At 67.1% G+C, this 26094-nt stretch carries 21 protein-coding genes; 13 read left to right on the forward strand and 8 right to left on the reverse strand.

The window, feature by feature from the left end:
• Positions 1-15: 15 nt before the first annotated feature.
• Positions 16-972: a C-terminal binding protein gene (locus tag ACWICD_RS08645; protein ID WP_376127749.1), complete on the reverse strand. Its 957-nt coding sequence runs from the start codon at positions 970-972 to the stop codon at positions 16-18.
• Positions 973-1168: 196 nt separating this feature from the next.
• On the opposite strand from ACWICD_RS08645, the gene ACWICD_RS08650 reads away from it, so the two are divergent.
• From ACWICD_RS08650 to ACWICD_RS08690, 9 genes are all read left to right on the forward strand, one after another.
• Complete coding sequence (locus ACWICD_RS08650; RefSeq protein ID WP_376127750.1) at positions 1169-2197, forward strand: BMP family lipoprotein; 1029 nt, start codon at positions 1169-1171, stop codon at positions 2195-2197.
• Positions 2190-3743, forward strand: a complete 1554-nt coding sequence (locus tag ACWICD_RS08655) for an ABC transporter ATP-binding protein (RefSeq protein WP_454139931.1) — start codon at positions 2190-2192, stop codon at positions 3741-3743. Before ACWICD_RS08650 ends, ACWICD_RS08655 begins: the two co-directional genes overlap by 8 nt.
• Positions 3740-4840, forward strand: a complete 1101-nt coding sequence (locus ACWICD_RS08660; RefSeq protein ID WP_376127752.1) for an ABC transporter permease — start codon at positions 3740-3742, stop codon at positions 4838-4840. The genes ACWICD_RS08655 and ACWICD_RS08660 overlap by 4 nt, the downstream gene beginning before the upstream one ends.
• A 2-nt stretch (positions 4841-4842) precedes the next feature.
• Positions 4843-5766 (forward strand): ABC transporter permease, encoded by a 924-nt coding sequence (locus tag ACWICD_RS08665; RefSeq protein WP_376127754.1) that lies wholly within the window; start codon positions 4843-4845, stop codon positions 5764-5766.
• Positions 5766-6206: a cytidine/deoxycytidylate deaminase family protein gene (locus ACWICD_RS08670; RefSeq protein WP_376127756.1), complete on the forward strand. Its 441-nt coding sequence runs from the start codon at positions 5766-5768 to the stop codon at positions 6204-6206. The genes ACWICD_RS08665 and ACWICD_RS08670 overlap by 1 nt, the downstream gene beginning before the upstream one ends.
• Positions 6187-6672 (forward strand): VOC family protein, encoded by a 486-nt coding sequence (locus tag ACWICD_RS08675; RefSeq protein WP_376127757.1) that lies wholly within the window; start codon positions 6187-6189, stop codon positions 6670-6672. The genes ACWICD_RS08670 and ACWICD_RS08675 overlap by 20 nt, the downstream gene beginning before the upstream one ends.
• On the forward strand, positions 6669-7847 hold the full coding sequence (locus tag ACWICD_RS08680) for a fumarylacetoacetate hydrolase family protein (RefSeq protein ID WP_376127759.1): 1179 nt from the start codon (positions 6669-6671) through the stop codon (positions 7845-7847). The genes ACWICD_RS08675 and ACWICD_RS08680 overlap by 4 nt, the downstream gene beginning before the upstream one ends.
• A gap of 43 nt (positions 7848-7890) precedes the next feature.
• The gene (locus ACWICD_RS08685; RefSeq protein ID WP_454139932.1) at positions 7891-9249 is read left to right on the forward strand and encodes an NAD-dependent succinate-semialdehyde dehydrogenase; all 1359 of its coding nucleotides are present in this window, start codon (positions 7891-7893) and stop codon (positions 9247-9249) included.
• A gap of 232 nt (positions 9250-9481) precedes the next feature.
• On the forward strand, positions 9482-10072 hold the full coding sequence (locus tag ACWICD_RS08690) for a hypothetical protein (protein WP_454139933.1): 591 nt from the start codon (positions 9482-9484) through the stop codon (positions 10070-10072).
• Between the two features lie 295 nt (positions 10073-10367).
• Here ACWICD_RS08690 and ACWICD_RS08695 read toward each other — a convergent pair whose 3' ends face one another.
• The 5 genes from ACWICD_RS08695 to ACWICD_RS08715 all read right to left on the reverse strand — a co-directional run bounded on the left by ACWICD_RS08695 (position 10368) and on the right by ACWICD_RS08715 (position 16388).
• Entirely contained in the window at positions 10368-13106 is a 2739-nt protein-coding gene (locus ACWICD_RS08695) for a class III lanthionine synthetase LanKC N-terminal domain-containing protein (RefSeq protein WP_454139934.1), read from the reverse strand.
• Positions 13107-13382 (reverse strand): hypothetical protein, encoded by a 276-nt coding sequence (locus ACWICD_RS08700; RefSeq protein WP_376127765.1) that lies wholly within the window; start codon positions 13380-13382, stop codon positions 13107-13109.
• Positions 13383-13691: 309 nt separating this feature from the next.
• A complete protein-coding gene (locus ACWICD_RS08705) occupies positions 13692-13976 on the reverse strand; it encodes a DUF421 domain-containing protein (protein ID WP_376127766.1) in 285 nt (94 codons plus the stop codon).
• Positions 13892-14242 carry a DUF421 domain-containing protein gene (locus ACWICD_RS08710; protein ID WP_376127780.1) on the reverse strand — a complete coding sequence of 117 codons (351 nt, stop codon included), beginning with the start codon at positions 14240-14242 and terminating at the stop codon, positions 13892-13894. Before ACWICD_RS08710 ends, ACWICD_RS08705 begins: the two co-directional genes overlap by 85 nt.
• 412 nt (positions 14243-14654) lie before the next feature.
• A complete protein-coding gene (locus ACWICD_RS08715) occupies positions 14655-16388 on the reverse strand; it encodes an AMP-binding protein (RefSeq protein ID WP_454139935.1) in 1734 nt (577 codons plus the stop codon).
• Positions 16389-16517: 129 nt separating this feature from the next.
• On the opposite strand from ACWICD_RS08715, the gene ACWICD_RS08720 reads away from it, so the two are divergent.
• Entirely contained in the window at positions 16518-17354 is an 837-nt protein-coding gene (locus ACWICD_RS08720) for a helix-turn-helix transcriptional regulator (protein ID WP_376127770.1), read from the forward strand.
• Between the two features lie 105 nt (positions 17355-17459).
• Here ACWICD_RS08720 and ACWICD_RS08725 read toward each other — a convergent pair whose 3' ends face one another.
• Together ACWICD_RS08725 and ACWICD_RS08730 are read right to left on the reverse strand one after the other, a co-directional pair.
• Positions 17460-18335: an HNH endonuclease signature motif containing protein gene (locus ACWICD_RS08725; protein ID WP_454140008.1), complete on the reverse strand. Its 876-nt coding sequence runs from the start codon at positions 18333-18335 to the stop codon at positions 17460-17462.
• Positions 18233-18910: a hypothetical protein gene (locus ACWICD_RS08730; RefSeq protein WP_454140010.1), complete on the reverse strand. Its 678-nt coding sequence runs from the start codon at positions 18908-18910 to the stop codon at positions 18233-18235. The genes ACWICD_RS08725 and ACWICD_RS08730 overlap by 103 nt, the downstream gene beginning before the upstream one ends.
• Before the next feature lie 404 nt (positions 18911-19314).
• On the opposite strand from ACWICD_RS08730, the gene ACWICD_RS08735 reads away from it, so the two are divergent.
• The 3 genes from ACWICD_RS08735 (at position 19315) to ACWICD_RS08745 (ending at position 26084) form a co-directional block, all read left to right on the forward strand.
• A complete protein-coding gene (locus ACWICD_RS08735) occupies positions 19315-22512 on the forward strand; it encodes a M20/M25/M40 family metallo-hydrolase (RefSeq protein ID WP_454139936.1) in 3198 nt (1065 codons plus the stop codon).
• Between the two features lie 358 nt (positions 22513-22870).
• Positions 22871-24436, forward strand: coding sequence for a LuxR C-terminal-related transcriptional regulator (locus ACWICD_RS08740; RefSeq protein WP_454139937.1), 1566 nt, complete (start codon positions 22871-22873; stop codon positions 24434-24436).
• 304 nt (positions 24437-24740) lie between these two features.
• Positions 24741-26084, forward strand: a complete 1344-nt coding sequence (locus ACWICD_RS08745; RefSeq protein ID WP_454139938.1) for a hypothetical protein — start codon at positions 24741-24743, stop codon at positions 26082-26084.
• Positions 26085-26094: the final 10 nt, after the last annotated feature.

Consider the following 26094-nt stretch of genomic DNA (forward strand, 5'->3'; position numbering starts at 1 on the left):
CGTCTCCTCGTTAGGTCAAGCGACCTGGCAGCGCAGGGCATCGCCGTTGAGAGCCCGGAGGGCCTCTTCACTCGCCAGACGCTGAAGATTATCGAGCGACTCCTCGTCGTAGAACGCGGCGTGCGGCGTGATGACCAATCGTGGCACGTCGCGCAGCGGCGAATCTGCAGGCAGCGGCTCGGCACGTGTGACATCGAGCAGCGCACCCGCGAGGTGGCCGGATTCGAGAGCGGCACCCAGTGCCTCTTCGTCGACGAGTCCGCCGCGGGCCGTGTTGACGAGGAGCGCGCCCTCCGGCATCCGGGACAGAAACGCGGCGTCGATGACATTCGACGTCTCGGGCGTCAGTGGCGCGTGCAGCGTGAGCGCGGTTGCTCGGTGCGACAACTCGTCGAGATCGACGCGCTCGACACTGGCGGCGGCGAGCACCTCGTCGGGGCAGAAGGGGTCGTAGGCGACGGAGCGGACGCCGAACGCCTGCAGGCGGCGATGTACCGCCTGAGCGATGCGACCGAACCCGAGATAACCGATGGTGTGCTGGCGAAGGCTCCGCACAGGACCGAGCCCGGTGGGCGTCACCCATCCGTCCGAGCGCAGGGCACGATCGTAGAGAGGCAGTCGACGGGCGAGCGCCACCAGCGATGCCGCCGCGTGGTCGGCCACGGTCTCGACGCCGTAGTCCGGCACGTTGGCGACGCGGATGCCTAACTCCGCGGCGGCGACCAGATCGACGTTGTCGACGCCGACGCCGTAGCGGATGACAGTGCTGCCCGGGCGCATCGTCTCCAGCACGCCCCGGGTCATCGGTGCGAAGTTGACGAGCGCGACATCCGCGTCGACGACTGCCTCCCCCGCAGATTCCTCGGTCTTGGCGGCGTACTCGCAGAACGACGCACCGGCGATGCGTGCCGCTGCCTGCTCGTGATGCGTATCCGCGAACGCGTGATCGGTGACGACGATGCGCTGACTCATGCGCGCCCCTTCCGCTTGCAGCTCGTGTCTGCGAACGGTGCTTCTCGGTGAGAAGCATGGGTGCGTCGTCGCAGCGGTGAAAGCACTGGTTGATCTGACAAGAATAGTATCATAATATGAATGCTGATCGAGTGAAGAAGCCTAGGCTGCTCGGTTTCGAGAACCCGTTCTTCACAACCCAATGGAGGGAAATCCTGTGATCACCAACGCTTCGCGCATCGGAACCCGATCGCTCGCCACGCTCACACTCGTCGGTGCTGCGACGCTCGTCCTCGCCGGCTGTGGGGGCCAGGCGCCCAATACGTCCGGACAGGGTGGCGCAGAGGATGCGCTCAACGTCGGGATCTTCGTCGACAACGCCTTCGGTGACGGTGACTTCTTCGACCAGGCGGCGCTGGCGCAGTCTTCCCTCGAGAGCGACTTCGATGCGCGGGTCACGACGTATGAAGGGCAGCTGCAGGCACAGAATTTCGCACCCCTGCTCCAGGATGCCGCGGACCGAAACGACATCGTCTACGTGCTCGGCTTCGAGGCCATCGACGCAATGATCGACGCGGCTACGGCAAATCCCGAGACCCAGTTCGTCTTCATCGACGGCGACGCGGGAAGCGAGGATGTCGTGTCGGCAGTGTTCCACACTCAGGAAGGCTGTTTCATGGCGGGTGCGCTCGCCGCGACAGTCAACGCCGACAACGGCTCGACGGTTGCCGGCTTCATCGGGGGCGTCAATGCGCCCGTGGTCGAGAACTGTGAGTCGGGCTACACGCAGGGCGTCACGCACGTCGACTCCGCGCAGTCGGTCGCGTCGCAGTATGTCGGCAGCTTCGTCGACCCGTCGAAGGGATCCGAGATCGCCTCGTCGCTGGCGTCGACGCGCGGGGCGTTCGGCATGTTCGCCTACGCCGGACTGTCCGGCTCGGGCGTTTTCGACGCCGCCAAGTCGGGTGTCGACATCGCACCCATCGGCGTGGTGGCAGACAAGTCGTCGCTGGCACCCGGCAAGGTTCCGGGAAGCCTCATCATGGGCGTCGACAGTGTCATCCTCGACCTGACCCAGCAGTACATCGATGGTGCGCTGAACGGCGGAGACGTTGTCGAGTTCGGTTTCGCCGAGGGCGGCTGGGACATGGCCTACGACGAGGCGATCCTCGGAGCTGACAACATCGCTGCGCTCGAGACGTTGCAGGAGTCGATCATCGCGGGCGATGTGACGATCAATGACTGACAAAGCCCCCGTGGCAGCCCCGGTCCTGGAGCTGCGCAACATCTCCAAGCGCTTCGGCGACGTGCTCGCCAACGATCGGGTCGACCTCACGCTCTATGCCGGCGAGATCCACGCGCTCGTCGGAGAGAACGGTGCCGGAAAGACGACGCTCATGCGCATCCTCTTCGGGATGTATCGCGCTGACACGGGCGCTGTGCGACTCAAGGGCAGAGAGGTTGCCTTCCATCGCCCGAGCGACGCGATCCGTGCCGGGGTCGGCATGGTGCACCAGCACTTCATGCTCGTGCCGTCGTTCACGGTCGCCGAGAACGTGGTCCTCGGCGCGGAGCCATCGCGCGGTGGCGGATACAGCGCCCGAGCGGCGGCCGAGGCGATCGCCCCCGTCGCGAAGCGTCTGGGGGTCACCGTCGATCCGCAGGCAATCGTCGGAGACCTGAGTGTGGCGACGCAGCAGAAGCTCGAGATCATGAAGGTGCTCTACCGCGGAGCACAGATCATCGTCCTCGATGAGCCGACCGCCGTCCTCACCCCCGCCGAGACGACCGAACTGTTCGCGCTGCTGCGGCGGCTGGCATCCGAAGAGAATGCGGCGATCGTCTTCATCTCACACAAGCTGCGCGAGGTGTTCGAGGTCGCCGATCGGATCACCGTGCTGCGGCAGGGCCGGACCGTCGAGTCCTTCCTCGCGGCCGAGACCGACACGGAACAGGTCGTGGCGGCGATGACGGGACGCAGCGATGTGAACCTCGGTCGCGTTCAACGCGTGCACCACATCGCAGAGACCCCCGTGCTCGATGTCAGCGGGCTCACGACCGAGAAGGCCACGCACGACGCGGCCCTTGAAGACGTGAGCTTCACGGTCCGTCCGGGTGAAATCGTGGGCATCGCCGGTGTCGAAGGCAACGGCCAGACCGCGCTCGCCGAGGCGCTCGTCGGTGCGATCCAGCCCGCCGGTGGACACATCCTGCTCGACGGGACCGAGCTCACCGGACTCTCCCTCGCGCGTCGACGCGATCGAGGGATCGCCTTCGTGCCCGAAGACCGCCAGCGTGAGGGGATCCCGATGAATGGATCCGTCCTCGAAGGGCTCGCAGCGGGCAAGATCCGCCGTGTCCTGCGCGGGCCGTGGCTCGTGAACGCATTGCCCAAGAGCACCCGCGAATGGGCCAAGGAGATGGTGGATCGCCACCGGATCCGCACTGCGTCGATCGACACGCGATGCGCGTATCTCTCGGGCGGAAACCAACAGAAGATCGTGATCGCGCGCGAGCTGGAAGAGAGTCCGAAGCTGCTCGTTCTTGCTCAGCCGACGCGCGGGGTCGACCTCGGGGCGATCGATTTCATCTACTCCCGCATCGTCGAGGCCGCGGCCAATGGATGCGCCGTTCTGCTCATCTCAGCGGACCTCGACGAACTGCTTCGGCTGAGCGATCGCATCCTCGTGATGTACGACGGACGCATCGCCGCCGAGGAAGAGGCGACCACCACTTCCCGTGAACAACTCGGGGTGCACATGGTCGGACTCGGAATCAGGGGTGAATCATGACGGCCACGACGACGTCCATCATCATCGCGCAGTCCAAGCGCGCCACGGCTCACACGCTCCGCTCGGTGCGCAACGGAGCATTCGTGCTCGTCATCGCTGTCGTCGCAGCTGTCGTGCTTATCCAAGCCCAGGGGTACGCCGCTCTGCCGACGATCGCGGCGGGCTTCGACTACTCGCTCGGCTCGCTGAACGCCGTGGCGCGCACATTCGCGTGGGGGCTTCCTCTCGTGGTCGCGGCCCTCGGTGTCTCGCTGGCCTTCCGGTCGGGCATGTTCAACCTGGGTGCCGAAGGTCAGGTGTTCGCCGGTGCTATGGCCGCAGCCCTCGTGGGCGCCTACATCGGGCCGATGTTCTCCCCGCTCCACCTCGCCCTCACCACCCTCGCCGCGGCAGTCGCCGGCGGTCTCATCGCCGGCGGACTCGGCTGGCTGCGGGCGAAGTGGAACGTGGACGAGGTCGTCTCGAGCCTGCTGTCCAACTACATCGTGATCCTGTTCTGTGCGTACCTCGTAACCGGTCCTTTGCGCGATCCCTCGCGCCAGAGCGGCACGACCGAGCGCGTGCACGACACGGCGATGTTCTCCGAGCTGATCCCGCGCACGGGGCTGACATGGGGCGTGATCGTCGTGCTCGCCATCGCTGTTTTCGCCTGGTGGCTGAGCGAACGCAGCGTGACCGGCTACCGCTGGCGCATGACGGGAAACGCCCCCGGCTTCGCCGCAGCGTCGGGAGTGAGTACGGTCCGATCGCAGATCCGCTCCATGGTGATGAGCGGCGCGCTCGCCGCCGTCGCTGGCTCCATGCTGGTCACCGCGTCTCAGGGACGCTACTGGACCGAGATCGGCGCTGGCATCGGATGGGATGCCGTACTCATCGCCCTCGTCGCCCGAGCTCGCCCGATCCCGACGATCATCTGGGTCGGCATCTACAGCATCATGCGTTCGACGGCACGCGGGATAGAGCAGGTCTCGCTCGTTCCGTCCGAGCTCTCCAGTGTGCTGATCGCCATCATCATCATCGTCGTCGCGGCGCGTGCGGGGCTGTTCGCCCGGGTCTCCGACCTGTTCACGCGTCTGACGACGCGAAAGGAGCGTTGAGCATGGAGATCCTGGACGCGTTCCTGTCCTCCGGTGTCCGGTTCGTCACGCCGATCCTGCTCGCAGCACTCGGGTGCCTTCTGACCTCATGGACGAAGGACCTGAACGTCGGGCTCGAAGGCGCCATGCTCTTCGGCGCGTTCTTCGGTGTCGTGATCGGTTTGGCGACAGGCGATGCCCTCCTCGCCGTGACGCTCACGGTGCTGCTCGGCGCGGTTGCCGGAGCTTTGTTCGGAATCCTCGTGTCGGTCTTCAAGGTCAATGTGTTCGTGGCCGGCATCGTGCTGAACATCTTCGCCGCGGGCGCGACCGTCTACATGCTGCGCAGCTTCTATGGAGTGAAGGGGACGCTGAGTGACACGGCCATCCCGTCGCTGGCGAAGATCACGGTTCCCGGTCTCGACGGCGTGCCGATCGTGGGTGCCATCCTGTCCGGGCACACGGTGCTGACCTATATCAGCTGGGTCATCGTGATCGGCCTCGCCCTGGCGGCCCGCTATACGATCATCGCGCGCCATCTCAAGGCCGCGGGCGAGCACCCGGAGGCGCTTGAGTCTGCGGGAGGCAACGTCACCCTCATGCGCGTCCTCGCACAGGTCTGGTGCTTCATGCTGTGCGCGCTCGCGGGGGTGCAGCTGAGCATGGGCCAGCTGTCGCTATTCACCGAGGGGATGACGAGTGGGCTGGGCTTCGTCGCGCTGGCGGCGGTGATCTTCTGCCGCGGCCGGGTCGGCCTGCTCACGCTCATGTGCGTGCTCTTCGGGATGGCCACGGCCACCTCGATTCTCGTTGACGAATCGATCATGCCTCCGCAGTTCGCACAGATGCTGCCCTACGTGGTGGCGTTCATCGGACTCGTCGTGCTCGCCAGGACGTCCAAGTCGGGTGGCATGCGCATCGCCACCCCCAAGCTCGAGGAGGCATGATGACCCGTGTCCCAGACGCATCTGAGGTCGAATTGTACGACGCGGCCAAACAGTTGCTCATTGCCCGGCACGACCCCGACATCCACCAGGTCGCTGCCGCTGTGCGCGCCGACGACGGCAACGTCTACCTCGGTCTGCACATCGGGTCCCGGCGTGTCAACGTGTGCGCCGAATCATCGGCGATCGCGAACGCCGAGATGGCGGGCGCGGGTGACCTGCGCACCATGGTGGCGGTCTGCAAGAACGACGCCGGCGACATCGTCGTCACCAACCCGTGCGGCGTGTGCCGTGAGCTGATGGGCACCTACGCGCCGAACGCCGACGTCATGGTCGATGACCGCGGTGACGTCGTGATGGTCGGTGCGGATGCCCTGATGCCGACCCGCTGGATGTTCCCCCACGAGAACGATTGGACCCCCCATGAGCCTGCTGGCCAATAGCGGTGGCGCGCACCGCCGCCCGACCATCACCGACATCTGCCTGATCACCCCCGATCTTGACGGAAGCATCGCCTTCTATGTCGAGACGCTCGGGTTCACGCTGCGTAGCCGCATGCCCGGCTTCGCCGACTTCCAGGGACCCGGTGTGATTCTCGCCCTGTGGGAAAGTGGCCAGCTCGAGAAGACCACGGGTGTCCCAGGGCACGCTGCCGCCGGGCCCGGACGCACAGTCATGCTGGCCTGCGAGGTGGAATCGCCAGCCGAGATCGACCGCATCTACGAGGAGTACCGCGGTCGGGGCGTGCACTTCTCGGCCGAGCCCCGCGACTATCCATGGAACGCCCGGTGCATCTACTTTGACGGCCCCAACGGAGAGTTCTGGGAGTTCTTCGCGTGGTATGAGGGCGGTGAGCCCGGCATCGTTGACGCCGGGTCGGCCGTCCAAGAGCAGCGAGGTGCGAAATGAGCACTCGACTGCGCGCACATGACGTGCTGCCCGCCGACGCGGACGCCCTCCTTGTCGGGCGCGTCCATTCTGCCGAAGCAGCGGGCGCGAGTCTGGTCGTCGTGGATGGCGACCAGCTCGTCGATATCACCGACCTCGGGCCGACGACGACTGTCCTGTTCGCGGAACCCGATCTTCCCACGCTGCTGCGCAGTGCGCGTTCCGACGCCCGCCGTAAGCGATGGAGTCTCGACTCAGCGCTCGACTTCGACCCGCAGCATCCGACCGCAGCCGACGTGCGGCTCCTCGCTCCCATCGACCTGCAGGTCGTGAAGGCTGCGGGGGTCACCTTTGTCGAGTCGATGCTCGAGCGCGTCATCGAGGAGCGCGCGGGCGGTGATGCTGCCCGTGCCGACAGCATCCGTGACCAGCTCGTTGAAACCATCGGTGGTGCCATCTCGACGATCCGGCCGGGATCCGCTGAGGCTGCGAAGGTGAAGCAGCTGTTGCAGGCGGAGGGGCTGTGGTCGCAGTACCTCGAGGTCGGCATCGGCCCCGACCCGGAAATCTTCACGAAAGCGCCCGTCCTGTCGGCGATCGGCTCCGGCCATGCCGTCGGGGTCCACGCCGAATCGACGTGGAACAACCCGGAGCCCGAAGTCGTGCTCGTCGTGCGCGGTGACGGTGTGGCGATCGGTGCGGCCCTGGGCAACGACGTAAACCTGCGCGATTTCGAGGGTCGCAGCGCGCTTCTACTCACCGAGGCGAAGGACAACAACGCTTCGTGCGCGATCGGTCCCTTCGTCCGCGTCTTCGATGAACAGTTCGACATGGATACCGTGCGCGGTCTCGACGTCCGACTGAGAGTCGACGGACCTGACGGGTTCGTGCTCGACGGATACAGCTCGATGCGCAACATCAGCCGTGACCCGGAGAGTCTGATCCAGCACGCATGGGGCGACCATCACCAGTACCCTGACGGCTTCGTGCTGTTCACGGGAACGCTGTTCGCCCCCACACAGGATCGACACGCGCCCGGTGCCGGGTTCACGCACGAGCTGGGCGACGTCGTCAGTATCTCGAACCCGTCGCTTGGAACTCTGGTGAACACCGTCATGCATGCCCAGAACGCTCCGCGATGGGAGATCGGCATCTGGGAGTTCGTGTCCAATCTGCGCAAGCGCGAGTTGCTGTAGTCGCGCCCGCACCGCCGAAACCACATCGACCAAGGAGACTGACATGTATAGAGTTGTGAACCCCGCGACCGGGGAGACGCTGAGCGAGTACCCCACCTTGAGTGACGCAGAGCTCGACAACGAGATCGAGACGGCAGCGGACGCGTTCCGCTCCTGGCGCGAACTCACAGTCGCCGAACGCGCCGCTATCACGCGGCGCGTGGCCGAGGTGTTCGCCGCGCGCAGCGACGAGCTCGTGCGAACCATGACGCGGGAGATGGGCAAGCGTCCTACGGAAGGCCGCGGCGAGATCGAGACCGTCGTGTCGATCTTTACCTATTACGCCGACAGGGCCGACGATCTCCTTGCCGACGAGGAGTTGGAGATCGTCGGCGGGAAGGCGACGATCCGACGCCTCCCGACGGGCGTCATCCTCGGCATCATGCCGTGGAACTACCCCGCCTACCAGGTCGCCCGTTTCGTCGCGCCCAACCTCGTGCTGGGAAACACGATGGTGCTCAAGCACGCATCCAACTGCCCCGAGACGGCGCTCGCGATCGCGGACGTCCTGCGTGAGGCGGGCGTTCCTGAGGGCGTTTATCGGAACGTCTTCATCGATACGTCACAGGTGGAGCGGGTCATCGCCCACCCGGCGGTGCAGGGTGTCTCGCTGACCGGAAGCGAGCGCGCGGGCAGGGCCGTCGCCGAGGCCGCGGGGCGACACCTCAAAAAGGTCGTACTCGAGCTGGGCGGCTCGGATCCCCTCGTCGTGCTCGATACCGACAGCGTCGCTGACACGGCGGCCACGATCGTCGAGTCGCGTCTGAGCAACGCCGGCCAGGCGTGCAACGCGCCCAAGCGCGTCATCGTGCTCGACGAGCTCTACGACGAGATGCTCACTTCGGTCGTCGCCCAGGTCGAGCGGTACACGGTCGGTGACCCCGAGGATCCCGCCACGATGCTCGCGCCGCTATCCTCGCGGAAAGCAGCGGAGGACGTCGTCGCTCAGGTGCGGCAGGCCGTAGAAGACGGCGCCACACTGCACACCGGTGGTGATCTGATTGACGGTGCGAGCGCGATGATGACACCAGCAGTGCTTACCGGCGTTGAGCCTGGCACCGCTGCGTACGCCGAGGAGATCTTCGGGCCCGTCTTCGTTCTGTTCTCGGCCGTGAACGTCGAGGAAGCCATCGACCTCGCCAACGACACCGGCTTCGGACTCGGCTCGAGCGTGTTCAGCAGCGACCGTGACCGTGCGCGCGAAGTGGGCTCGCGCATCGACGCGGGAATGGTGTACGTCAACCAAGCCGGCGGATCTCAAGCAGATCTGCCGTTCGGTGGAATTAAGCGAAGCGGCTTCGGCCGCGAGCTCGGCCCCTACGGTATCGACGAGTTCGCGAATAAGATGACGATCCGTCACTGACGATCCGACTCTGAGGGAGTGCGCCATCGCCGTTCGTGCACGGCGGTGGCGCACCGATCGCTGACGGGGCGGGCCGGGCGTCTATCTAGAACGTCGGTGCTTCGCTAACACACCGATAACGGCCACCGTCCATACGTTCCGAGCGCGGTCGCCCTGGGAATTCCGTGGGTATGCGCGGGAGACGGCGGGACGCGGGCGTAGCGTCGCTCGGACCGAGATGAAGGAGCAGGCCATGTCCATTCGCACTCGATCCGCCGCAGCATTCGTCGCCGTAATTCTTGCCGTCTCGCTCACCGCGTGCGCGACACCGGCCACGACAGGGCCGACCGATCCGGTGGGCATCAGCGCGACGCCGACGGCATCCTCGCCGGCCGCAACGGCAGGCCCCGATGAGATCGAAGGAATTCGCGTCGGCGAGCCGTTCTCCTCGGCGACTGCGGCGATCCCCGAATTTGCGACGACACCCGGGTGTGAATGGGTCGGCTCGGCGCCCCGCGACGGATACAGCCTGGTGGTCCAGCGCGAAACCGAAGGCGACGATGACGCGCCGGTCGTTCTGGTCGCGGTGTCCGCCCCCTCCGATGAAGCCGCGGCCGCGGGCCCGATCACGCCTGAGGGGATCGGAATCGGCTCGAGCGTCGAGGATGCGCGCGCGGCGTACCCGGACGCGGTCGAGATCCCAGGCGTCGGCGACCGTCTCTACCTGAAGGTTCCCGGCGATGCGGGTGCGGCGCTCTTCCTCTCGTACTCGGATGGCGGCGACGTGATCTGGGCTCTCACGGCCACGTCACTGCAGACACCGCCGTACGAACCGTGCGCCTGACCCTGGCGCGCATTCGACTGAGGTCATCAACGGCGGCGCCGACGGCGCTGACGCCGGCGACATTTCCAGGCAAGACTGCGTTTGCCTGCAGCGCCGAAGCGAGCTTCGACGAGCTCGCTCGGGCGGCTGTTTGGCCTCCCATTCTCGATCAGAAGGTGCGGTCGCCCTTGACGACGCTGCTCGCGGCCACCGGTAGACGACAGCATCTCGTTTAGGCGCGGACGCTGGTGATCATCGGAGGCGAAGCTCGGTGCGGCTCAGTGTGCCGGTGCGCGGTGGGAGAAACCGTCGAGGCTCAGTGTGCCGGTGCGCGGTGGGAGAAACCGTTGAGGCTCAGCTGCCTCGGGCGAGTGTCGGGTTCGGCGAGACGTAGCAGAGTCATCGCGATGCCCGCGTATCCGAGCATGTAGTCGGGGCTCGTCACATTCGGGATGTCACCGAAGTACAGCACGCCGTGCTCGGTCGCGGAGGCGTACGCATCCAGCAGGCGTCCGACCGCAGCGGCCTCGGTCAGGTAGTTTTCGTTCTTGGTCGACTGGTAAGCGTCCAACAGCAATTCGATAGTCGCCGCGTGCCCGTGGCACTGGGCGGGACCGAGGTGTCGTCCTGAGCTTGCAGCTGTGCGCGCCGCGCGTTCGAGCAGTTCCAAAGACCGTGCTCCGATCCCTGCTTTCCCCGCCGATCGGAAGAAGATCGCGATCCCTGCACCACCGTGGCACCACGACCCGGTCATTACACCCGAACCGTCCGCGTGGTCGGGCCAGCGCGTCCCCTGTGACGGGGTGGTCACCGCGAGAGACTCCAGCCGTTCAGCGATCTGACTGGCCGTTTCACGCCACCGCTCTCCGCCTGTCGCATTGTGGAGGTCGATGAGAACGTCGCCGATCCCGGCGTAGCCGTGTGCGTAGCCGGTGCCGATGGGGCCGGCGAGCTTGCCGAAGCCATCTGCCAGGGACCAACTGAGTCGTCGGTGTTCATCGGGTTTCGCATCGTCGAGGAGTCTCGTGCCCGCGAATTCAGCGTGTTGCAGGTGGCGGCTGCCACCCACGACCTGGTGAACGAGCAGGTGGAACCTGACGCGTCCGGCTAAGCCGTTGAAAAGGTCGGGTGCTGTTCCGGGCATGCGCGCGACATGATCGCTGATTTCTTCCGCGATTGCGATCAGTCCGAGGTCATCGAGCACCTGTCCGGCTCGCAGGATGGCTGCGCCCCGGCCCGCAAGACCAACGTAGAGCCCGGCCAGCGGAGCACCGTCGGCGACCGGCGCATACCGCAGCGAGAGCGCAGCTCGGCGGAGCACGTCGCGTGCCTCCTCATCACCGTCGCATGCGTCAACGAGTTCGGCGTAGGCGAGCACTGCGCCGGCACCACCTATGTTGATGTCGCCGGCATCGAACCCGCGAGCCTGCGGATGACGTGTTCGCCAGAAGGTCCGATCGCCGTCGCGATGAACCGTTGCGTCCATGGCGGAGAAGAGTTCTCGTGCACGGCGCATGGCGTGTTGTTGGGCCGTCTGCCCATCGTTCGCAGTGTCTCGGTGTGCCGCGGTGGCGTTCGCCACGTCATGCCGAAGGGAGTCCAGAGCTTTGGAGATATCGTGCATCGTGGCCGGACGGCTTGCCCGATCCGACCGCAGACAGCGCTCGATCAGCTGAGCCAACAGCGGATGCATGCGCGGGTTCATCAGTAACGGTCGGCGTGCCAGAAGGTCGTTCACATCGGGCGCCTGAGAGGGTTCGGCGCCCGTGGTGAGGAAGTAGAGGAGCGCACCGAAGGAGAAGACGTCGTCCGCGACGCTCGACGACTCGCCGTCTCTTTGCTGGGGCGCCATGTACCCGGGCGTGCCGTAACCTCGACGGTCGGGAGCCGCGTAGCCGACGGGTGCGGCGAGCTCGAAGTCGATCAGACGCGGGCGGTCGTCGTTGCCCAGGATCACATTGGACGACTTGAGATCGTGCAAGACCAAGCCGCGCTCATGAATTCCGGCGACCAGCGAGGCGAGTTCGGACGCGATGCCGACCACCCAGTCCTCGTCATATTCGGCGCCTGTTTCATACCGGTCGCTCACAGCGCGCGTGATGGTGGAGCCGGGGATGTCCTCCAAGGCCAGGAAGAGATCGTCCTTGAACTCGAACAGACCGTACTGCCGTGGGATCCGCGAGTCGTCGGCGAGCTGAGTGAGGATGTTCGATTCGTGGCGTAGCCGATCGCGCGCGTCGAGACCGCTCGACTCGATCACCCCGCCGCGTCGGGCGTGTTTCAGCACGACTGTCTGCCGCGTGTGCAGATCGAGCGCGAGATGCACGGCACCCCGCGCACTCGTGTGCAGCGGCGCCCCCACGACGACGAAGCGTCCAGCGACGAGTGCGGGGGAATCGCCGGAGTCGCGGTCGCCTGATACGTCGTCGTCGTCGCCCTCGAGCGTGGCGAGCGGATCGGAGACCCAATCGGGACGCGAGAAGCGCGACCCCCGCTCGTCCGGGACGGGAACGCCGTCGGGCCCGAGGAGAGCGGGCAGGTACTCGCCGAGCGGGGTTTGCAGCCACCGTGCGCGAAACGAACCGTAGCGGTAATAGACGATGCTGCCGGGTCGTACCGGGCGATCGGAGGAGATGACCGGGCCGTGAAGATGCGACGTCGCAGCATCCACCTCCCGCGCCAGCGTGACGAAACCATCGTCGCTCGGCGGATACACCGTGATGAATTTTCCGACCTGGCTGAAGTTCTCGCCGTGACCCTGATTGAGTATTCCGAGAAGCTCGTGTGAGCGCAGCACCTTGAAGGCGCAGTCGTGAGAGAGCAAGACGGGCAGTGCTGATTCGAGCACGGCGTCGACTGTCAGCGGCGAGGCCGACAGGTGGATCTTCCAACCTTGCTCCGGCACCGAGGTGTTCGAGGAGACACGGATCCAGTCGTCAGCATGCGCGAGAGACCACCGATCCGACGCACGTCGGACGGCGGCCTCGAGCGTCGTTATCACGGACGGCCGAGGAGCCACCTCGATTTCGTCCGACGGTGCGGGGGCGCCTGGCACCTAGTGGATGGAGACGAAGCACGTGCCGGGACACATGCTGATGGTGAACCAGCAGGTCCCGTCGCAGCACTGGTGCCGCCGAGCTTCCGTTTCCTGCAGACTTGCGTCGTAGTTGAGTACGGCGTCGACCGAGGCCGGCGGAATCCCCACCCCCGTGAGAACCGACGTCGGCTCCTCCTTGAACATGCGGGCAAGCTCTGGGTCCGCATTCACCTTGGCGTTGAGTTCCGCGATCGCCTCGCGTACCTCATCTGGCATCATCGTCAGCGTTGACATCGTCGTTCCCTCCGCGATCCTCTCGGACCGATTGGTTAGCATACAACCACACTCCCGGTCGGCGCGCACCGCTTTCGTCGCGGCATTCTGGTTGCATGAGTGACTGACCGTGCCGCGCACCGTGGGGGTCTTTCGCCTCCCGACCGACTGGCGCCGGGGTGCTTTCGCTCACTTGCTCTCGGCCGAGTACTCGGCGAAATGATCGTGGCCGGGCCGTTGGCGCACTACTCAGCAGTCGACGAGCGAGGCTGCCGCCGCGCGCGGTGACGGCCAGTAGTGCGAGCGTTTGAGCTCGCCCGCGCGTGTGAATCACGGAGCCTGCGGCTCGATCGGCTGATCGGGCTCCGCCCCGTCGCGACGGATGATGCTGATCTCGCCGTTCGGTTCGATGAAGGCCCGGCGCACGTCGTTCATATCCTCGATGCCGTGCAGTCGCAGCTGGCTCCTCAGCTCTTCCAGCGATAAGAACTCCCGCCGCATCGCTCGGCGATTGGGTCGCCCGTTCTCGATCAGAAGGTGCGGTTTGCCCTTGATGATGATCGCCGCCCGCGGCCATCGGTAGGCGACGGCGTCGAGAGCGATGCTCCAGCCCATGATCGTCGCGACCAGGATGATCCCATCGGTGATCGAGGACGCGTCCCGATGAGACCGGGTGCGGCCGCTTGGGCGATCAGGACGATGACCAGCAGATCGGTGACGCCCAGCCCGCCGGACTCGCGCTGGCCGAGGAATCGCTCCAACGCGAGCAGCACGAGGAAGGTGACGGTACCGCGCAGCACCAGTTCGACGAGCGGCAGGCTCGGCAAGAACATCGCTTCCCAGTCGAACATGCCGCCTCCCGAAGGATTCAGCGCGCCCACTCGCGCAGACTTGCGTTCAGGTTAGTCGGACACCCCGGTGTCAGAGCGACTCCCAGAGTGTCGAGCGCCCGTGACGACCGCGGTGCGCGCATCGGGGATGCCGCCGGCCGCTGCCGCCATGACCTCAGGTGACCACTCGCCATCGCGAGAAGGGCCGGCGCCCGGACGCGCGACAGGTGGTGTGCGGCATCCGTTCAGTTGATGATGAAAGACGTCACGGTCCGTGCGGGAGCGGGGGGAGCGACGCCCGTCATCGCGGCGTTGCGCTGATTCACCTTCGTCAGTCGGGCGTCGTGCACGGCGTGCCGCAGGTGCGCGATCGGTCCGAGCCGGGACAGCGCTACGCGCGGCGCAGCCCTGACGCTCGACGAGCTCGTTCAGATGACCGTGGGTCTGCCCTGACGCCCGCGCCTCACGAACGGCGGGCCGCGAGCGGAGTCTTCTTCGCGGATGCCGCGCGAATGTGGTCGTCACGCCACTCGTGTGCGACCTCCTCACCGCGCGCGATCCGCTCTTCGCGCTGGCGCAGGTCGACGCGGCGGATCTTGCCCGAGATCGTCTTGGGCAGCTCGAAGAACTCGATGCGTCGGATGCGCTGGTACGCCGAGAGGTGGTCTCGCGCGTAGACGAGGATCGCGTCGGCCGTTTCGGCGGTGGGTTCGACGCCGTCGGCCAGCACGACGTAGGCCTTCGGCACCGCGAGCCGCAGTTCGTCGGGAGCAGGGACGATCGCCGCCTCGACGACGGAGGGGTGCTCGACGAGTACGCTTTCCAGCTCGAAGGGGCTGATCTTGTAGTCGGACGACTTGAAGATGTCGTCGGTCCGCCCGACATAGGTGAGGTAGCCATTCTCGTCGCGCACGGCGATGTCGCCGGTGTGGAAGTACCCGCCCGCGAACGCGTCGCTGTTCCGGGCGGCATCCCCGACGTACTCGGTCATCAGGTTGGTCGGCGCTTCACTCGTGTCGACGCAGATCTCGCCCTCGTCGGCGGGTTCGCCGGTCACCGGGTCGACCAGCACGATCGGGCATCCCGGAAGCGGCCGGCCCATCGCGCCGTCGCGGATCTGCTGGCCGGGGGAGTTGGCGATCACCGCCGTCATCTCGGTCTGGCCGAATCCATCCCGGATCGTGAGTCCCCATTGCGCGCGGACCTGCGCGATCACCTCCGGGTTGAGGGGCTCGCCGGCGGACACCGTCTCGCGGAGAACGCCCGGACCCGCCGAGAGATCGGCCTGGATCAGCATCCGCCACACCGTCGGCGGAGCGCAGAACGACGTGACTCCCTCGACGCGCATCGTCTCGAGCAGCCGCTCGGCGTCGAACCGCCCATAGTTGTAGACGAAGATCGTCGCCTGCGCGATCCACGGGGCGAAGAAGCAGCTCCAGGCGTGCTTGGCCCATCCGGGCGAGCTGATGGCCAGATGCACGTCGCCGGGCCGCAGCCCGAGCCAGTACATCGTCGTGAGATGACCGACCGGGTACGAGGCGTGCGTGTGCTCCACGAGTTTCGGCCGGCTGGTCGTGCCCGACGTGAAGTAGTGCAGCAGGGGGTCGGTCGCCCGCGTACCAGGGTGCGAGACGGGAGCAGCCGGCGCGCGGAAGGCATCTTCATAGGCTGCCCACGTCGCGGGGCCCTCGCCGATCCGGATGCCGGTGACCGCGGTCGCCATGCCGTCGAACTTCGACGCGTGCTCGGCCGCGGCGATGACGTGCGTGACCGAGCCGCGCACGAGACGGTCTTCGAGGTCGCTGCCGCCGATGGCGAGTGTCGTGGGCAGGATCACGGCGCCGATCTTCATGAGCGCCAGCATCGATTCCCACAACTCGACCTGGTTGCCGAGCATCAGCAGAACCGCGTCGCTGCGGGAGACCCCGAGGCCCATCAGCCAATGCGCGAGCTGATCAGAGCGTGACGCCATCTCGTCGAAGGTGCGCGTCGTGCGCTGGCCGTCCTCTTCGACGATCACGAGCGCAGGTGCGTCGTTACCCCGTGCGATCGCGTCGAACCACTCGATCGCCCAGTTGAACTCACCGTCGATCGTGGGCCACGAGAACTCCGAACGCGCGCGGGCGTAATCCTCTCGGAGCGCGACGAGCTGATCTCGAGCCTGCCGGAAGCGCTCGCTGTTGACGGTCGTGGCCATCGGATTCCTCCCCATCGAAGACATGCTGAGACAAGCTTCGCGATCCGTGCACCCGCGCACCATCCCCCAAAGGGGGTGCGTGCCGGGGCGAGGATACAATCGGCGCGACACGGCAAGGAGGGCGGTCGGATGCGCAGACGCGAAGATATGGACGCACTGCGACGAATGCTGCGCGGCATTCGCGTCGCCTCCCGGTTTCCGATCGTCTTCGGAGGCGTCGTACGGGGTGGCGGGCTGCGGCTGACGGAGTTCTCCGGAACGACCACCGACAGCCTGCGTGAACTGGTCGTCGAGCCGGGCAGCGGTGCGGGCGGACGGGCGCTCGCGGGCAAGAGCATCGTCGTTGTCACCGACTACCGTCGTGCGACATCGATCAGCCACGACTATGACGAGCCTGTCCTCGCCGAGGGCATCCGGTCGGTCATGGCGGCGCCGATCGTCGTGAACGGCGCGACGAGGATGGTCGCGTACGCGGCGACGCACCACCCGGTGACGTGGGGGACTCGTGCGCGAGACGACTTCGCCGTCGCTGCGGACGCACTCGCCCGAGAGATCGAGATCCGTGACGAGGCGGACCGCCGCATCACTCTGCTCGAAGCGGCCGCGGCCGAGCGTGATGTCGAGCTCGCTCACGCGGCCCAGGAGGTGTCGGCCGAACTGGACGAGTTGGCGCAGCTCATCACGGACGAGTCCGTCGCGTCACGCGTTATTGCGGCGTCGCGTCGACTCGCGGGTGTACAGCCCGCGTCGAGCACGACGATCCTCACCCGTCGCGAAACCGAAGTGCTCGAGCTCGTCAGCTTGGGTCTGACGTATGCCGACGTGGCGCGGCAGCTGAGCCTTCAGCCGGCGACGGTGAAGACCTACATGAAGAGCACGATCGCCAAGCTCGGTACGAACAGCCGTCACCAGGCGGTGATTCACGCACGCAGGCAGGGACTCCTCGGGGCGGTCGCGGAACGCTGAACGACTCCGTCGCCAGGGTGTGCGACTGCGCGGGTTCGCTGTTGCGGCCGGGTGGGTGTCCGAGCGGAGACCTCGCGGCTGTATGCGTGTCGCGGTTCGTCGCCGTTAGAAGGGTGGGGGTTCGGTGGAGGTGAATCCGGTGGGTGTGGTGACTTCGACGGTGCCGTTGTCGCGGGTGCGGTAGGCGAGCTTCGTGCGATGTCGATGCGTGTGATCGGGCGGGCAGAGGGGGCGGAGTTGGCGGATGTTGGTGGGTCCGCCGTGTGCCCAGGGGGTGGTGTGGTCGATGTCGGCGTCGAGGGCGAGGCGGGTGCAGCCGTCGCGGGCGCAGGTGCCGTGTTGGAGGGTGAGCCAGTCGCGTTGGGCGGTGGTGGGCCGGTAGGTGCGGCGGTCCATGTCGAGGATGACGCCGGAGATCGGGTCGGTGATGACCCGGTGGAAGGCGTTGGTGTCGAGGAAGATCTGTTTCGCCGCGAGGGGTGACAGGGGCCCATGTCCGACGATGGAGGCGCTCTCACCGAGACCCGCGCGGACATCCGCGCCGGCTCCCGTGCTGGCGCCGACACCGGCCTGATCACCGTCGCCCGCGCCAGCATCGGCCTGGTCGCGGCCGCCCGCGCCGGCACCGGCCTGGTCGACGCCACCGGCCTGGTCACCGTCGCCCGCGCCGACGTTGGCTTGGTCGACGCCGCCGGCGCTGCCGCGGCCGGGCTTGCTGCTGCTGGCGAGGAGGGTGGCGGGGATGGTGACGAACACTTTGGTTTTCACGGCGGTGGGGGTGCCGATGCCGCGGGCCCAGGCGGAGAGCAGATCGGCGCGGATCTGGTCGCGGGATCGGGTTTCGTGGGGGTGTGTGGCCAGGTGCTTCGCGGTCGCTGTCAGGCGGCGTTTGATCGCGACCGCATCGATCGACGGCACCAGGGCTGACACCCATGCCATGCCGTCGCCGACGTGTTCGACCAGGACCTTGCGATCCCGCAGCGCCGCGGTGTGCCGGGCGTCAGCGGTGCGGGCATCGAGGGTGTCCAGCAGGCGGGCCAGGCGGACCGGAACCCGGCCGGTGTGACCGTGACCGCCCACTCCTCGGCCCGGGAGTCCAGTTCGTGCAGCGCCGCCGCGGAGACGGCCCGTTCGTCATCACAGGCCCCGAACGGGGGGAGCAGTCGGGCGGCGCCGGTGACGGCGGACTCCACGAGCGAGAGCGAGAGGAAGCCCTCTTCGGCACGCTGCCACAGCATCGGCAACCGGGTACGCGCGTCACGGACCAGTCGTGCCACATCCTTCACCGCCCGCTCGGACAGCTGCAGCCGCAACGCGATATCGACGATCACGGCACGCTCGGCCAGATTCGACCCCGCCCGACCCTCGACAGATGTGTACACGTACGGGTGCCGCACCGCGGTATCGATCGCCTCGACGATACGACCCGCACGAAGCGCCAGACGACGATTCGCGTCCATATGGTCGGCCAGCGCAGCATCCAGAAGATGACCCAAGATCTCTTCGGCGGGCAGGCGTACCGGTGTCATTTCTTCGGGATACGGGTCCTCCGCCATGCCCCCGAGTGTAGTACAAAACTACGACAAGAGGAAGGGTCTGACGAAGAAAGATTCGATCTCGTGTTCCTGTGACAGGGCTCGCCGCGCCATGAGTTCCAGGACCGAGTCGCTCACGGCAGGACGACGGCTCCTGGGTGTCGTCCGTCGACGTCTTCGAGCCCGCCGGCGGAGCGACGCTGCGGCTGTTCGCTCGCGTGCGTGGACGATGGCCGGGTCGCGGCATCCGTTCTTCTGGTCCCGCTCGCGTCCGATGCGAGACCGTTGACACGCTGGGAAAACACTGGGAGCGTTTGGCGAGCAAGGATGTTCGCCCCCACGTTCATCCAGATCCAGCCAGGGAGATCACGATAATGCGGAAGAAGCCACTTGCACTGACACTCGGCGTGTCTCTGCTTCTGTCCATGGGTATCGCCGGCGGAGGCGCCGCGGCCCAGGAAGGCACGAGCGGTGTCGGCGCAGACGACCGCTTCGAGCCGAACGTCACCTACGACCTGTCGGTGTCAGGCGATGAGCGCGACAAGATCCACGCCGAAGTCGAGGCGCTCGCCGGTCTCGTGGAACGCGCCCGCGTGGGCGACGGCACCTACGACCCCCTCACCCTCGTGGGCGCGATGCTCGACGGATCGAGCTACGACTCGATCTCGCGAGGCGGTACGGCCGCGACGGCGTACCCCTTCCCCGTCAGCAACACCGAGGCCAACCAGTACGAGTACGACCGGAAGGTCGCCAAGCTCGCCTGGGTCGTCAAACTGGCCAACGACCTCGGCTTCCCGGTGGTCGTCCAGCGACAGGCCGACAAGTACGTCTACATGGAGATCGGCGATCCGGATGCACCGGAGATGATCATGGCGCTGAGCCACCTCGACTCGCCGACCTCATCGGTGACGGCCGCGCAACTGGAGCGGTGGCGGGATGCCGACGGCAACCTCGGGATGGACGGCGCCTACCACTCGCCCTATATCCAGGACGGCTGGATCTACGGAGCGGGCATCCAGGACGACAGCGGCCCGACGCTGGCCACGCTGCTCGCGGCCAAGGCGCTCATGGAGGCCGGGCTTCCGCTGGATCGCCGCATCCGCATCGTGATGGGCATCTACGAAGACGGCGGCCCGGGAACTCCCACGGCGGCGAACACCGCCACCTTCCAGTCCATCCCGTACAACGCCAACCCGAGCTTCTACGACAACTGGGCCTACAAGAACCTCAACCGCGAGGAGATGCCGATCGCGGCATACACCTCCGACTCGCGGTTCCCGGTCATCGTCGGCAACTCCGGCTCGGTCACGCCCCCGGTGTCGATGGATCTGTCCGCTGACAGCGCCAAGGCGTTCCGGCTGACGGATGCCACCGCGGGGGTGACCCTGCGCGCCGGCGACCCGACGCTCAAGGACATCGCCTACGGAAGCACGACGCAGATCGCTTCGCGAGCCACCTTCACCCTCGACGTGGCCGGCGCAAGCGCCGCCGAGCGTGAGGGATTCGTCGCGGCGGTCACCGCGGCCGCGACGGCGAAGGGCTGGCTTCCGGCAGCCGCCGGCACCACCCCGAAGGTGCAGACCACGATCACGGGCGACTCGCTGACGCTCGAGGTCAACACCGACGTCGCGATGGAGATGCCGACCCCGCAGTACGGCAAGAACGCCGTCGTGTGGGGCATGTTCCTCATCTCCGAGGCGCTCGGGTCCCGCGGCGTCACCGCGGCGGACATGCAGCTCAAGAAGGCCGCCGAGGGCATCGCCGACCTGTTCTTCCGTGACGGCGTCGAGGGGGAGGCCTACATCGGCCGGTACATGGGGATTCCCGAGGCGCTGCTGCGCAATCCGAGCAACGGCACCCCGAACCTGACTTTCGCCCTCATGGCCAACATCAACTCCGAGGTGCCGCGGAGCTTCTACACGGCCGAGACGAGCAGCCTCAGCATGCCGATGTACGTGCGCAGCATGCACGTCACGGCCGAGGACTCCACTCAGGCGATGACGGCGGTCGCGGCGGCGTTCGAGTCGAAGGGCTTCACGATCGGCGCTCTCGGAGCACCCATCGGCGCCGGGCTGTACGTTACCCACGACAACCCGCTGACGGCTCTTCAGTACGGCAGCTACAAGGCCTCGATCGACCACGATCCCGCGGCGTTCGCGGACCCGTACGCCCTCCGGGACATCGTCTATCCGCAGGGCACGACCGGTGGCACTCTGGCGAGCAACTTCCGCAACAAGATGACCGCGTTCGGCGCGGTGATCCCGGGCAACGAGCGCTGGTGGCACACCGCCAACGAGCGGATGTCGCTGGATTCGGCCGTGCAGATGACCAAGATGATGGCCGACGGCATGCTCGAGATGGCCCGGTACACCGGGCCGGCCGGTGCGAAGTTCATGTGGGCGGACATTCCCGGACTGAACGCGGACCGCTCCGACCTCGACCTGCTCGACGTCACCATCGGGACCTTCCAGGACGCATCGGCTGAGGTCGGTGCGAGCCGGCTGGACGGCCGGGCACTGCTCGGCGCCACCTCGTTCAACATCCCGATGTGGGAGGGGCGCGGCAACAACACGCGGCCCGCGGCGGCGTTCGAACTCGGACACGCTCCGGGCGGGGTCTACCTCCCGCTCGACAACCCCGAGTACCTCAGCTCGACCTATGTCGCACCGATGCGGCTCGAGTTCAAGGTGGAGCGCCCCGATCACCTGTCGGATGCCGCGTGGGCGACCTTCGTGGACGGCGGGTACGGCGCCTTCGAGTTCAACGTCCTCGTCGGCGACGAGGTCGTGCCGCTGTCGGTTCCCGACGGGCAGAGCGCGGACACCTACTTCTCGTCGCGCACCTCGGCCACCAACCCCGACGCCGTCTACCTGTCGGTCAACCTCGCGATCACGGATGCCCCGTACTCCGGGGTGCAGGCTGTTCTCGCGGATTCCAAGACCGACCTGTACACGGTCAACCCGACGTTCCTCGAGACGAACGCCGACCCGTTCCCCGAACGCGGCGCCATCGAGCAGCGGGGATTCTTCCTGCTCGGTGACGGAGCGAAGAACGCGGAGTTCTCGTCGCCCGGCGCCGTGTACGTGACGGTCGACAACGCCGTCGTCGACGCCGAGCCGACGGCGGTCGTGAAGAAGCTGACGGGCGACACGAACGAGTTGACCATCACGGTGAACGAGACGCGCGTCGACGGCAGTGAGTCCTCTGTCACCGAGACGTTCACGATCGACAACAACGCCGCGGGCACGTACACGGTCGGTGAGTACAAGGTGTATGTCGACACGAAGGGCAACACCCAGGTGCGGGAGATCTACATCGTCGAGGGCGAGCTCGTCGGCGTCGATGTCGACGTGACGCCGCGGACGCTCGCGGGCAAGGTCTACCTCTCGGTCGAGGCGACCAACACGGCAGCGGTGCCGGCGGACATCGTGATCACCACGGCATACGGCAACAAGACGTTCTCGGCCGTTGCGCCCGGAAAGACGGTTGCGGTGTCGGTCAACTCCCGTATGGCGTCCGTGCCCGCGGGGGAGGCGTCGGTGAGGGCGAGCACGTTCGTGGACGGTGAGCGGGTGGCCGTGACGGAGACTGCTCCGTACGGGGCGTATCCGCCCGGACGCTGATCTCGCGACACCACCGGGGTGGGGATGCTCTGGCATCCCACCCCGGTGGTCCGCGATTTCAGACGAGCCGGCGCGTCGGCGACTCGCCTCGGGTGATCCGAGGGTGACGCGGAGGGTGATGTGGCTGCACGCGTTCATCACCCCGCTCCCACCATGCGCTAGACAAGAGTCACAGCGACGAGTCAGGGGTGATTCGACGTTCTGGAACGAACAGGTCCAAGGGGGGGACCTACGAGTCAGATTCGCAGATTCAGAGGAACAGATCAGTGGAAGCTACTGTGCACCGCTCGTGTGACCTATCGACCGCGCATTCAGCGAAACCGCCTGTCGAGCCGGGGGGTCTCCGAGAGGCCAGGTCGTGAACTTCAACGACCCCCAGCGGGCCGAAGCCGAACTGCGCCGGGCGATCGATTCCGGGAACGCGGACTCGATCGCGCAGGCGGCGACGTCGAACATCTGGCCGCTGTTCTCCGCGCACCACGACATGCTCGTCGCCGCCATCGTCGCGCTTCCGAGCGCGACGCTCGAGCGCCATCCCGTACTCAGGGTGCTGCATCCGATGACTGCCGTGCTCGCACAGACGACGCGTCCGTTCCTGCCCGTCGCGCCTCCCGACGATTCGCGCGCGATGCCCCCCGCCGAGGTCGATGCGCTCGTCGTCGCGCACATGACGGCGTGCCGGATGAGCGGGAACGTCACCGCTGCCCTGGGCTACGCGCGTCGTCTCGAGGATCGCATGATGCGCACCCGCGTCGAGGCTCGCGACCGGATGGACGGTCCGCTCTGGTTCTACCACCACCAGATCGGCACGACCCTTCTCGTCGCCGGGGACACCGGACGGGCCCTGCTCGAATTCGCGACGTCCCGCCAGCTCGGGTCGTTCTCGATGCAGCCCTATGCGGAACGCGTGGCCCTCGGCCAAGCGGCGGTGGCGCACGCCGTGCGCGGCGCGCTCGCCGAAGCGGAACGCGTCCTTTCGGATGCTGCGCGGATGCCGGCACCCTCGGCCGCTTTCAGGGCGTTGAGCGCGACATCGGAGCGGACCGCGGCAGCGCTCATCGCCGTCGAACGCATGTCGGACGACATGGACGACCGGCTGATGGAGCTCGAATCGTATGACAGCATCCAGATGACGTGGCCCTTCGCGCTCCTTGCGCGCGCTCGCGCCTTCCTCGCTCGGCAGCAGCCGGAAGACGCGCTCGAGGCGATCCAGCTGGCAGCGGGATCGCACCGCACCGATCCCGGCTCTTTCGCAGCGGAGGTGATCGCGGCCATGTCGATCAAGGCTCTCCTGGCGATCGGGGACATCCCCCGCGCTCGCAGCATGGCGAACGAGCGCCCCGACGCAGGGGTTCTCACCCGATTGGCGACCGTGCGCGTGTCGTTGCACGAAGGCCGGTTCGACGACGCCTCGCAGGCCCTCCAGTTCCTCGCCCGCGACCGCCGACTCGGACCCGCTCAACGCGCGGAGTCCGTGCTGCTGTCGGGATGGCTGGAGCTGGCGAGCACTCATGATCTCGGTCGCGACACGGCACTGCAGATTTGCCGGATCGCCCGGCGGGCCGACAACCGACGACTGCTCGCGATGATGCCGCGCCAGCTCGTCGATCACGTGCGGCAGCGGTTGTCGAGCGAGTCCGCGGCGGATTTCACCGCGGTGACCGCGGGTCTGGCGAACTTCGAGATGCGGGCTCGTCCAGCGCTGACCCGGGGTGAACTGCGCGTGCTGAACGCGCTCCCGATGAACGATTCGGTCGCGGCGATGGCGTCGAGCTTCCATGTGTCGCCGAACACGATCAAGTCGCAGCTGCGTTCGCTCTACCGCAAGCTCGGATGTTCCACGCGTGCCGAGGCGATCAGCGTGGCGCAGCGACTGAACATCCTGGAAGTCACGCCCGCGCCGGCCATCTCGGCGCGGGCATAGGCGGCGCCCGAGCGCGCACCGAGGTGAACGGAGGGTGATGCCGCGGATGACCCACCGGGCGAAATCTCCCACGGAGCCCGGGGACGGTGCCCCGGACGCGGGATAGTCTCCGGCTGACAGCAGTCGCGTCCCTCGCCGGACGAGATCCCCCACGAGCACCGGAAGGCCATACATGTCCGCCACACCCGACCGCGCCGTCACCGGCATCCGCATCGCTCTCGCCACCGGGGGGATCCGCGCTGTGTCCTACGGGCGCACCGCCGCGCGCGCGACGACCGGCGCGCGCGTCTAGGCGGCGGCACCGGTGTCTGCTCGCGAGGAGGACGACAGCGTCTTGCAGGCGCGGATCGCGCACCTCGAGGCGGAGAACAGACGCCTGATCGAAGCGGATGCCGCGCGCTCGGCGCCCGGTCCGCGCCGAGGCCGATCGTGGCGGGCCTTCCTGTCCGCGATGTGCATCGTGCTGGCGGGATTGCTCGTGCCCGTGTCGATCGTGGGCGGCTGGGTGCGGGCGGAACTCGTCGACTCCGACCGGTTCGTCGCGACGTTCGGCCCGCTCGCGGAGGACCCCGCCGTCCAGGCGATGCTCGTCGCCGAGATCTCCGGAGTCATCGATGACCACGTCGACGTCGCTCAGCTGACCGACGACCTCTTCGATGGCGTGGCGACTCTGGACCTGCCGCCCCGGGCGCTCGCTGCCCTGGAGCTGCTGCGCGTGCCGGCCGCCGCCGGGGCGCGCGGCATCGTCGACAGCACGGTCACGCGAGTCGTGGAATCCGAGACCTTCGCGGACGTCTGGCGCACCGCGCTCGGCGCGAGCCACCGTGCGCTCGTCATCGCGGCGACCGGGGGAGCCGACGGTGGCCCGGTCACGATCGACGGCGCGGGCGTCATCGGCATCCAACTCGGTCCGATCATCGGCGAGGTCAAAGCCCAGCTGATCGATCGGGGTGTGACCTTCGCGAGCGTCATCCCGCAGGTGGACCGAACGATCGTCGTCGCGCAGAGTGACGCCCTCGTCACGCTCCGGCTCGTCTACGGCCTGGCCGTGACCGCGGGATGGTGGCTGCCGGTCATCGCTCTGGCTCTCTTCGCCGTCGGGGTGCTCGTCGCGCGCCGACGCACGACGGCGATCCTCGGCGTCGGCGTCGCGTCGGCTTTCGGAGGCGCGACGCTCGCCGTCGCGCTCGGCGTCGGCCAGCTCGCACTCGAGCTCGCGCCCTTGGAGGCCGGAGTGAGTACCGACGCGCTCCTGGCGATCTACGAACAGGTCATCGCCGCGATGCGTCAGACCGCCGTCGTCGTCGCCGTCGTGGGAATCGCCGCGGCGACCCTCGCCTGGAGCCAGGGCCGCTGGCGGGCCGCGACCTCGCTTCGCCGTCTCGTCGCCGCCGTGAACGCGTCCGTCCGGCAGGTGCTCGCACAGCGCTCGATCGGCTCGGGTGCGTTCGGAGCGTGGATGGACCGTCGCCGGGTGCTCGTCCGGACGATCATCGGGGCCGGGGCCGTGCTCTGGCTCGCCGCGCTGCGACCGCTCGGGATAGGCGACATCGTGGTGGTGATCGTCGTCGCACTGGTCGCCTGGTGGTTCTGCGAGCTCGCGCGCCGGCCGGGGACGCCCGAGATCGACGACCCGCTCGCGGCGTGATCTCGGCCCG

This window comes from Microbacterium sp. NPDC055357 (assembly GCF_053644835.1).

Bases quoted from the DNA above. Each gene is read 5' to 3' on its own strand.
- ACWICD_RS08655 (WP_454139931.1), top strand. From the start codon at position 2,190: ATGACTGACAAAGCCCCCGTGGCAGCCCCGGTCCTGGAGCTGCGCAAC.
- ACWICD_RS08700 (WP_376127765.1), bottom strand. From the start codon at position 13,382: ATGTCAACGCTGACGATGATGCCAGATGAGGTACGCGAGGCGATCGCG.
- ACWICD_RS08670 (WP_376127756.1), top strand. From the start codon at position 5,766: ATGACCCGTGTCCCAGACGCATCTGAGGTCGAATTGTACGACGCGGCC.
- ACWICD_RS08730 (WP_454140010.1), bottom strand. From the start codon at position 18,910: ATGGCGGAGGACCCGTATCCCGAAGAAATGACACCGGTACGCCTGCCC.
- ACWICD_RS08715 (WP_454139935.1), bottom strand. From the start codon at position 16,388: ATGGCCACGACCGTCAACAGCGAGCGCTTCCGGCAGGCTCGAGATCAG.
- ACWICD_RS08645 (WP_376127749.1), bottom strand. From the start codon at position 972: ATGAGTCAGCGCATCGTCGTCACCGATCACGCGTTCGCGGATACGCAT.
- ACWICD_RS08680 (WP_376127759.1), top strand. From the start codon at position 6,669: ATGAGCACTCGACTGCGCGCACATGACGTGCTGCCCGCCGACGCGGAC.
- ACWICD_RS08660 (WP_376127752.1), top strand. From the start codon at position 3,740: ATGACGGCCACGACGACGTCCATCATCATCGCGCAGTCCAAGCGCGCC.
- ACWICD_RS08705 (WP_376127766.1), bottom strand. From the start codon at position 13,976: ATGGGCTGGAGCATCGCTCTCGACGCCGTCGCCTACCGATGGCCGCGG.
- ACWICD_RS08735 (WP_454139936.1), top strand. From the start codon at position 19,315: ATGGGTATCGCCGGCGGAGGCGCCGCGGCCCAGGAAGGCACGAGCGGT.
- ACWICD_RS08685 (WP_454139932.1), top strand. From the start codon at position 7,891: ATGTATAGAGTTGTGAACCCCGCGACCGGGGAGACGCTGAGCGAGTAC.
- ACWICD_RS08690 (WP_454139933.1), top strand. From the start codon at position 9,482: ATGTCCATTCGCACTCGATCCGCCGCAGCATTCGTCGCCGTAATTCTT.
- ACWICD_RS08720 (WP_376127770.1), top strand. From the start codon at position 16,518: ATGCGCAGACGCGAAGATATGGACGCACTGCGACGAATGCTGCGCGGC.
- ACWICD_RS08675 (WP_376127757.1), top strand. From the start codon at position 6,187: ATGAGCCTGCTGGCCAATAGCGGTGGCGCGCACCGCCGCCCGACCATC.
- ACWICD_RS08665 (WP_376127754.1), top strand. From the start codon at position 4,843: ATGGAGATCCTGGACGCGTTCCTGTCCTCCGGTGTCCGGTTCGTCACG.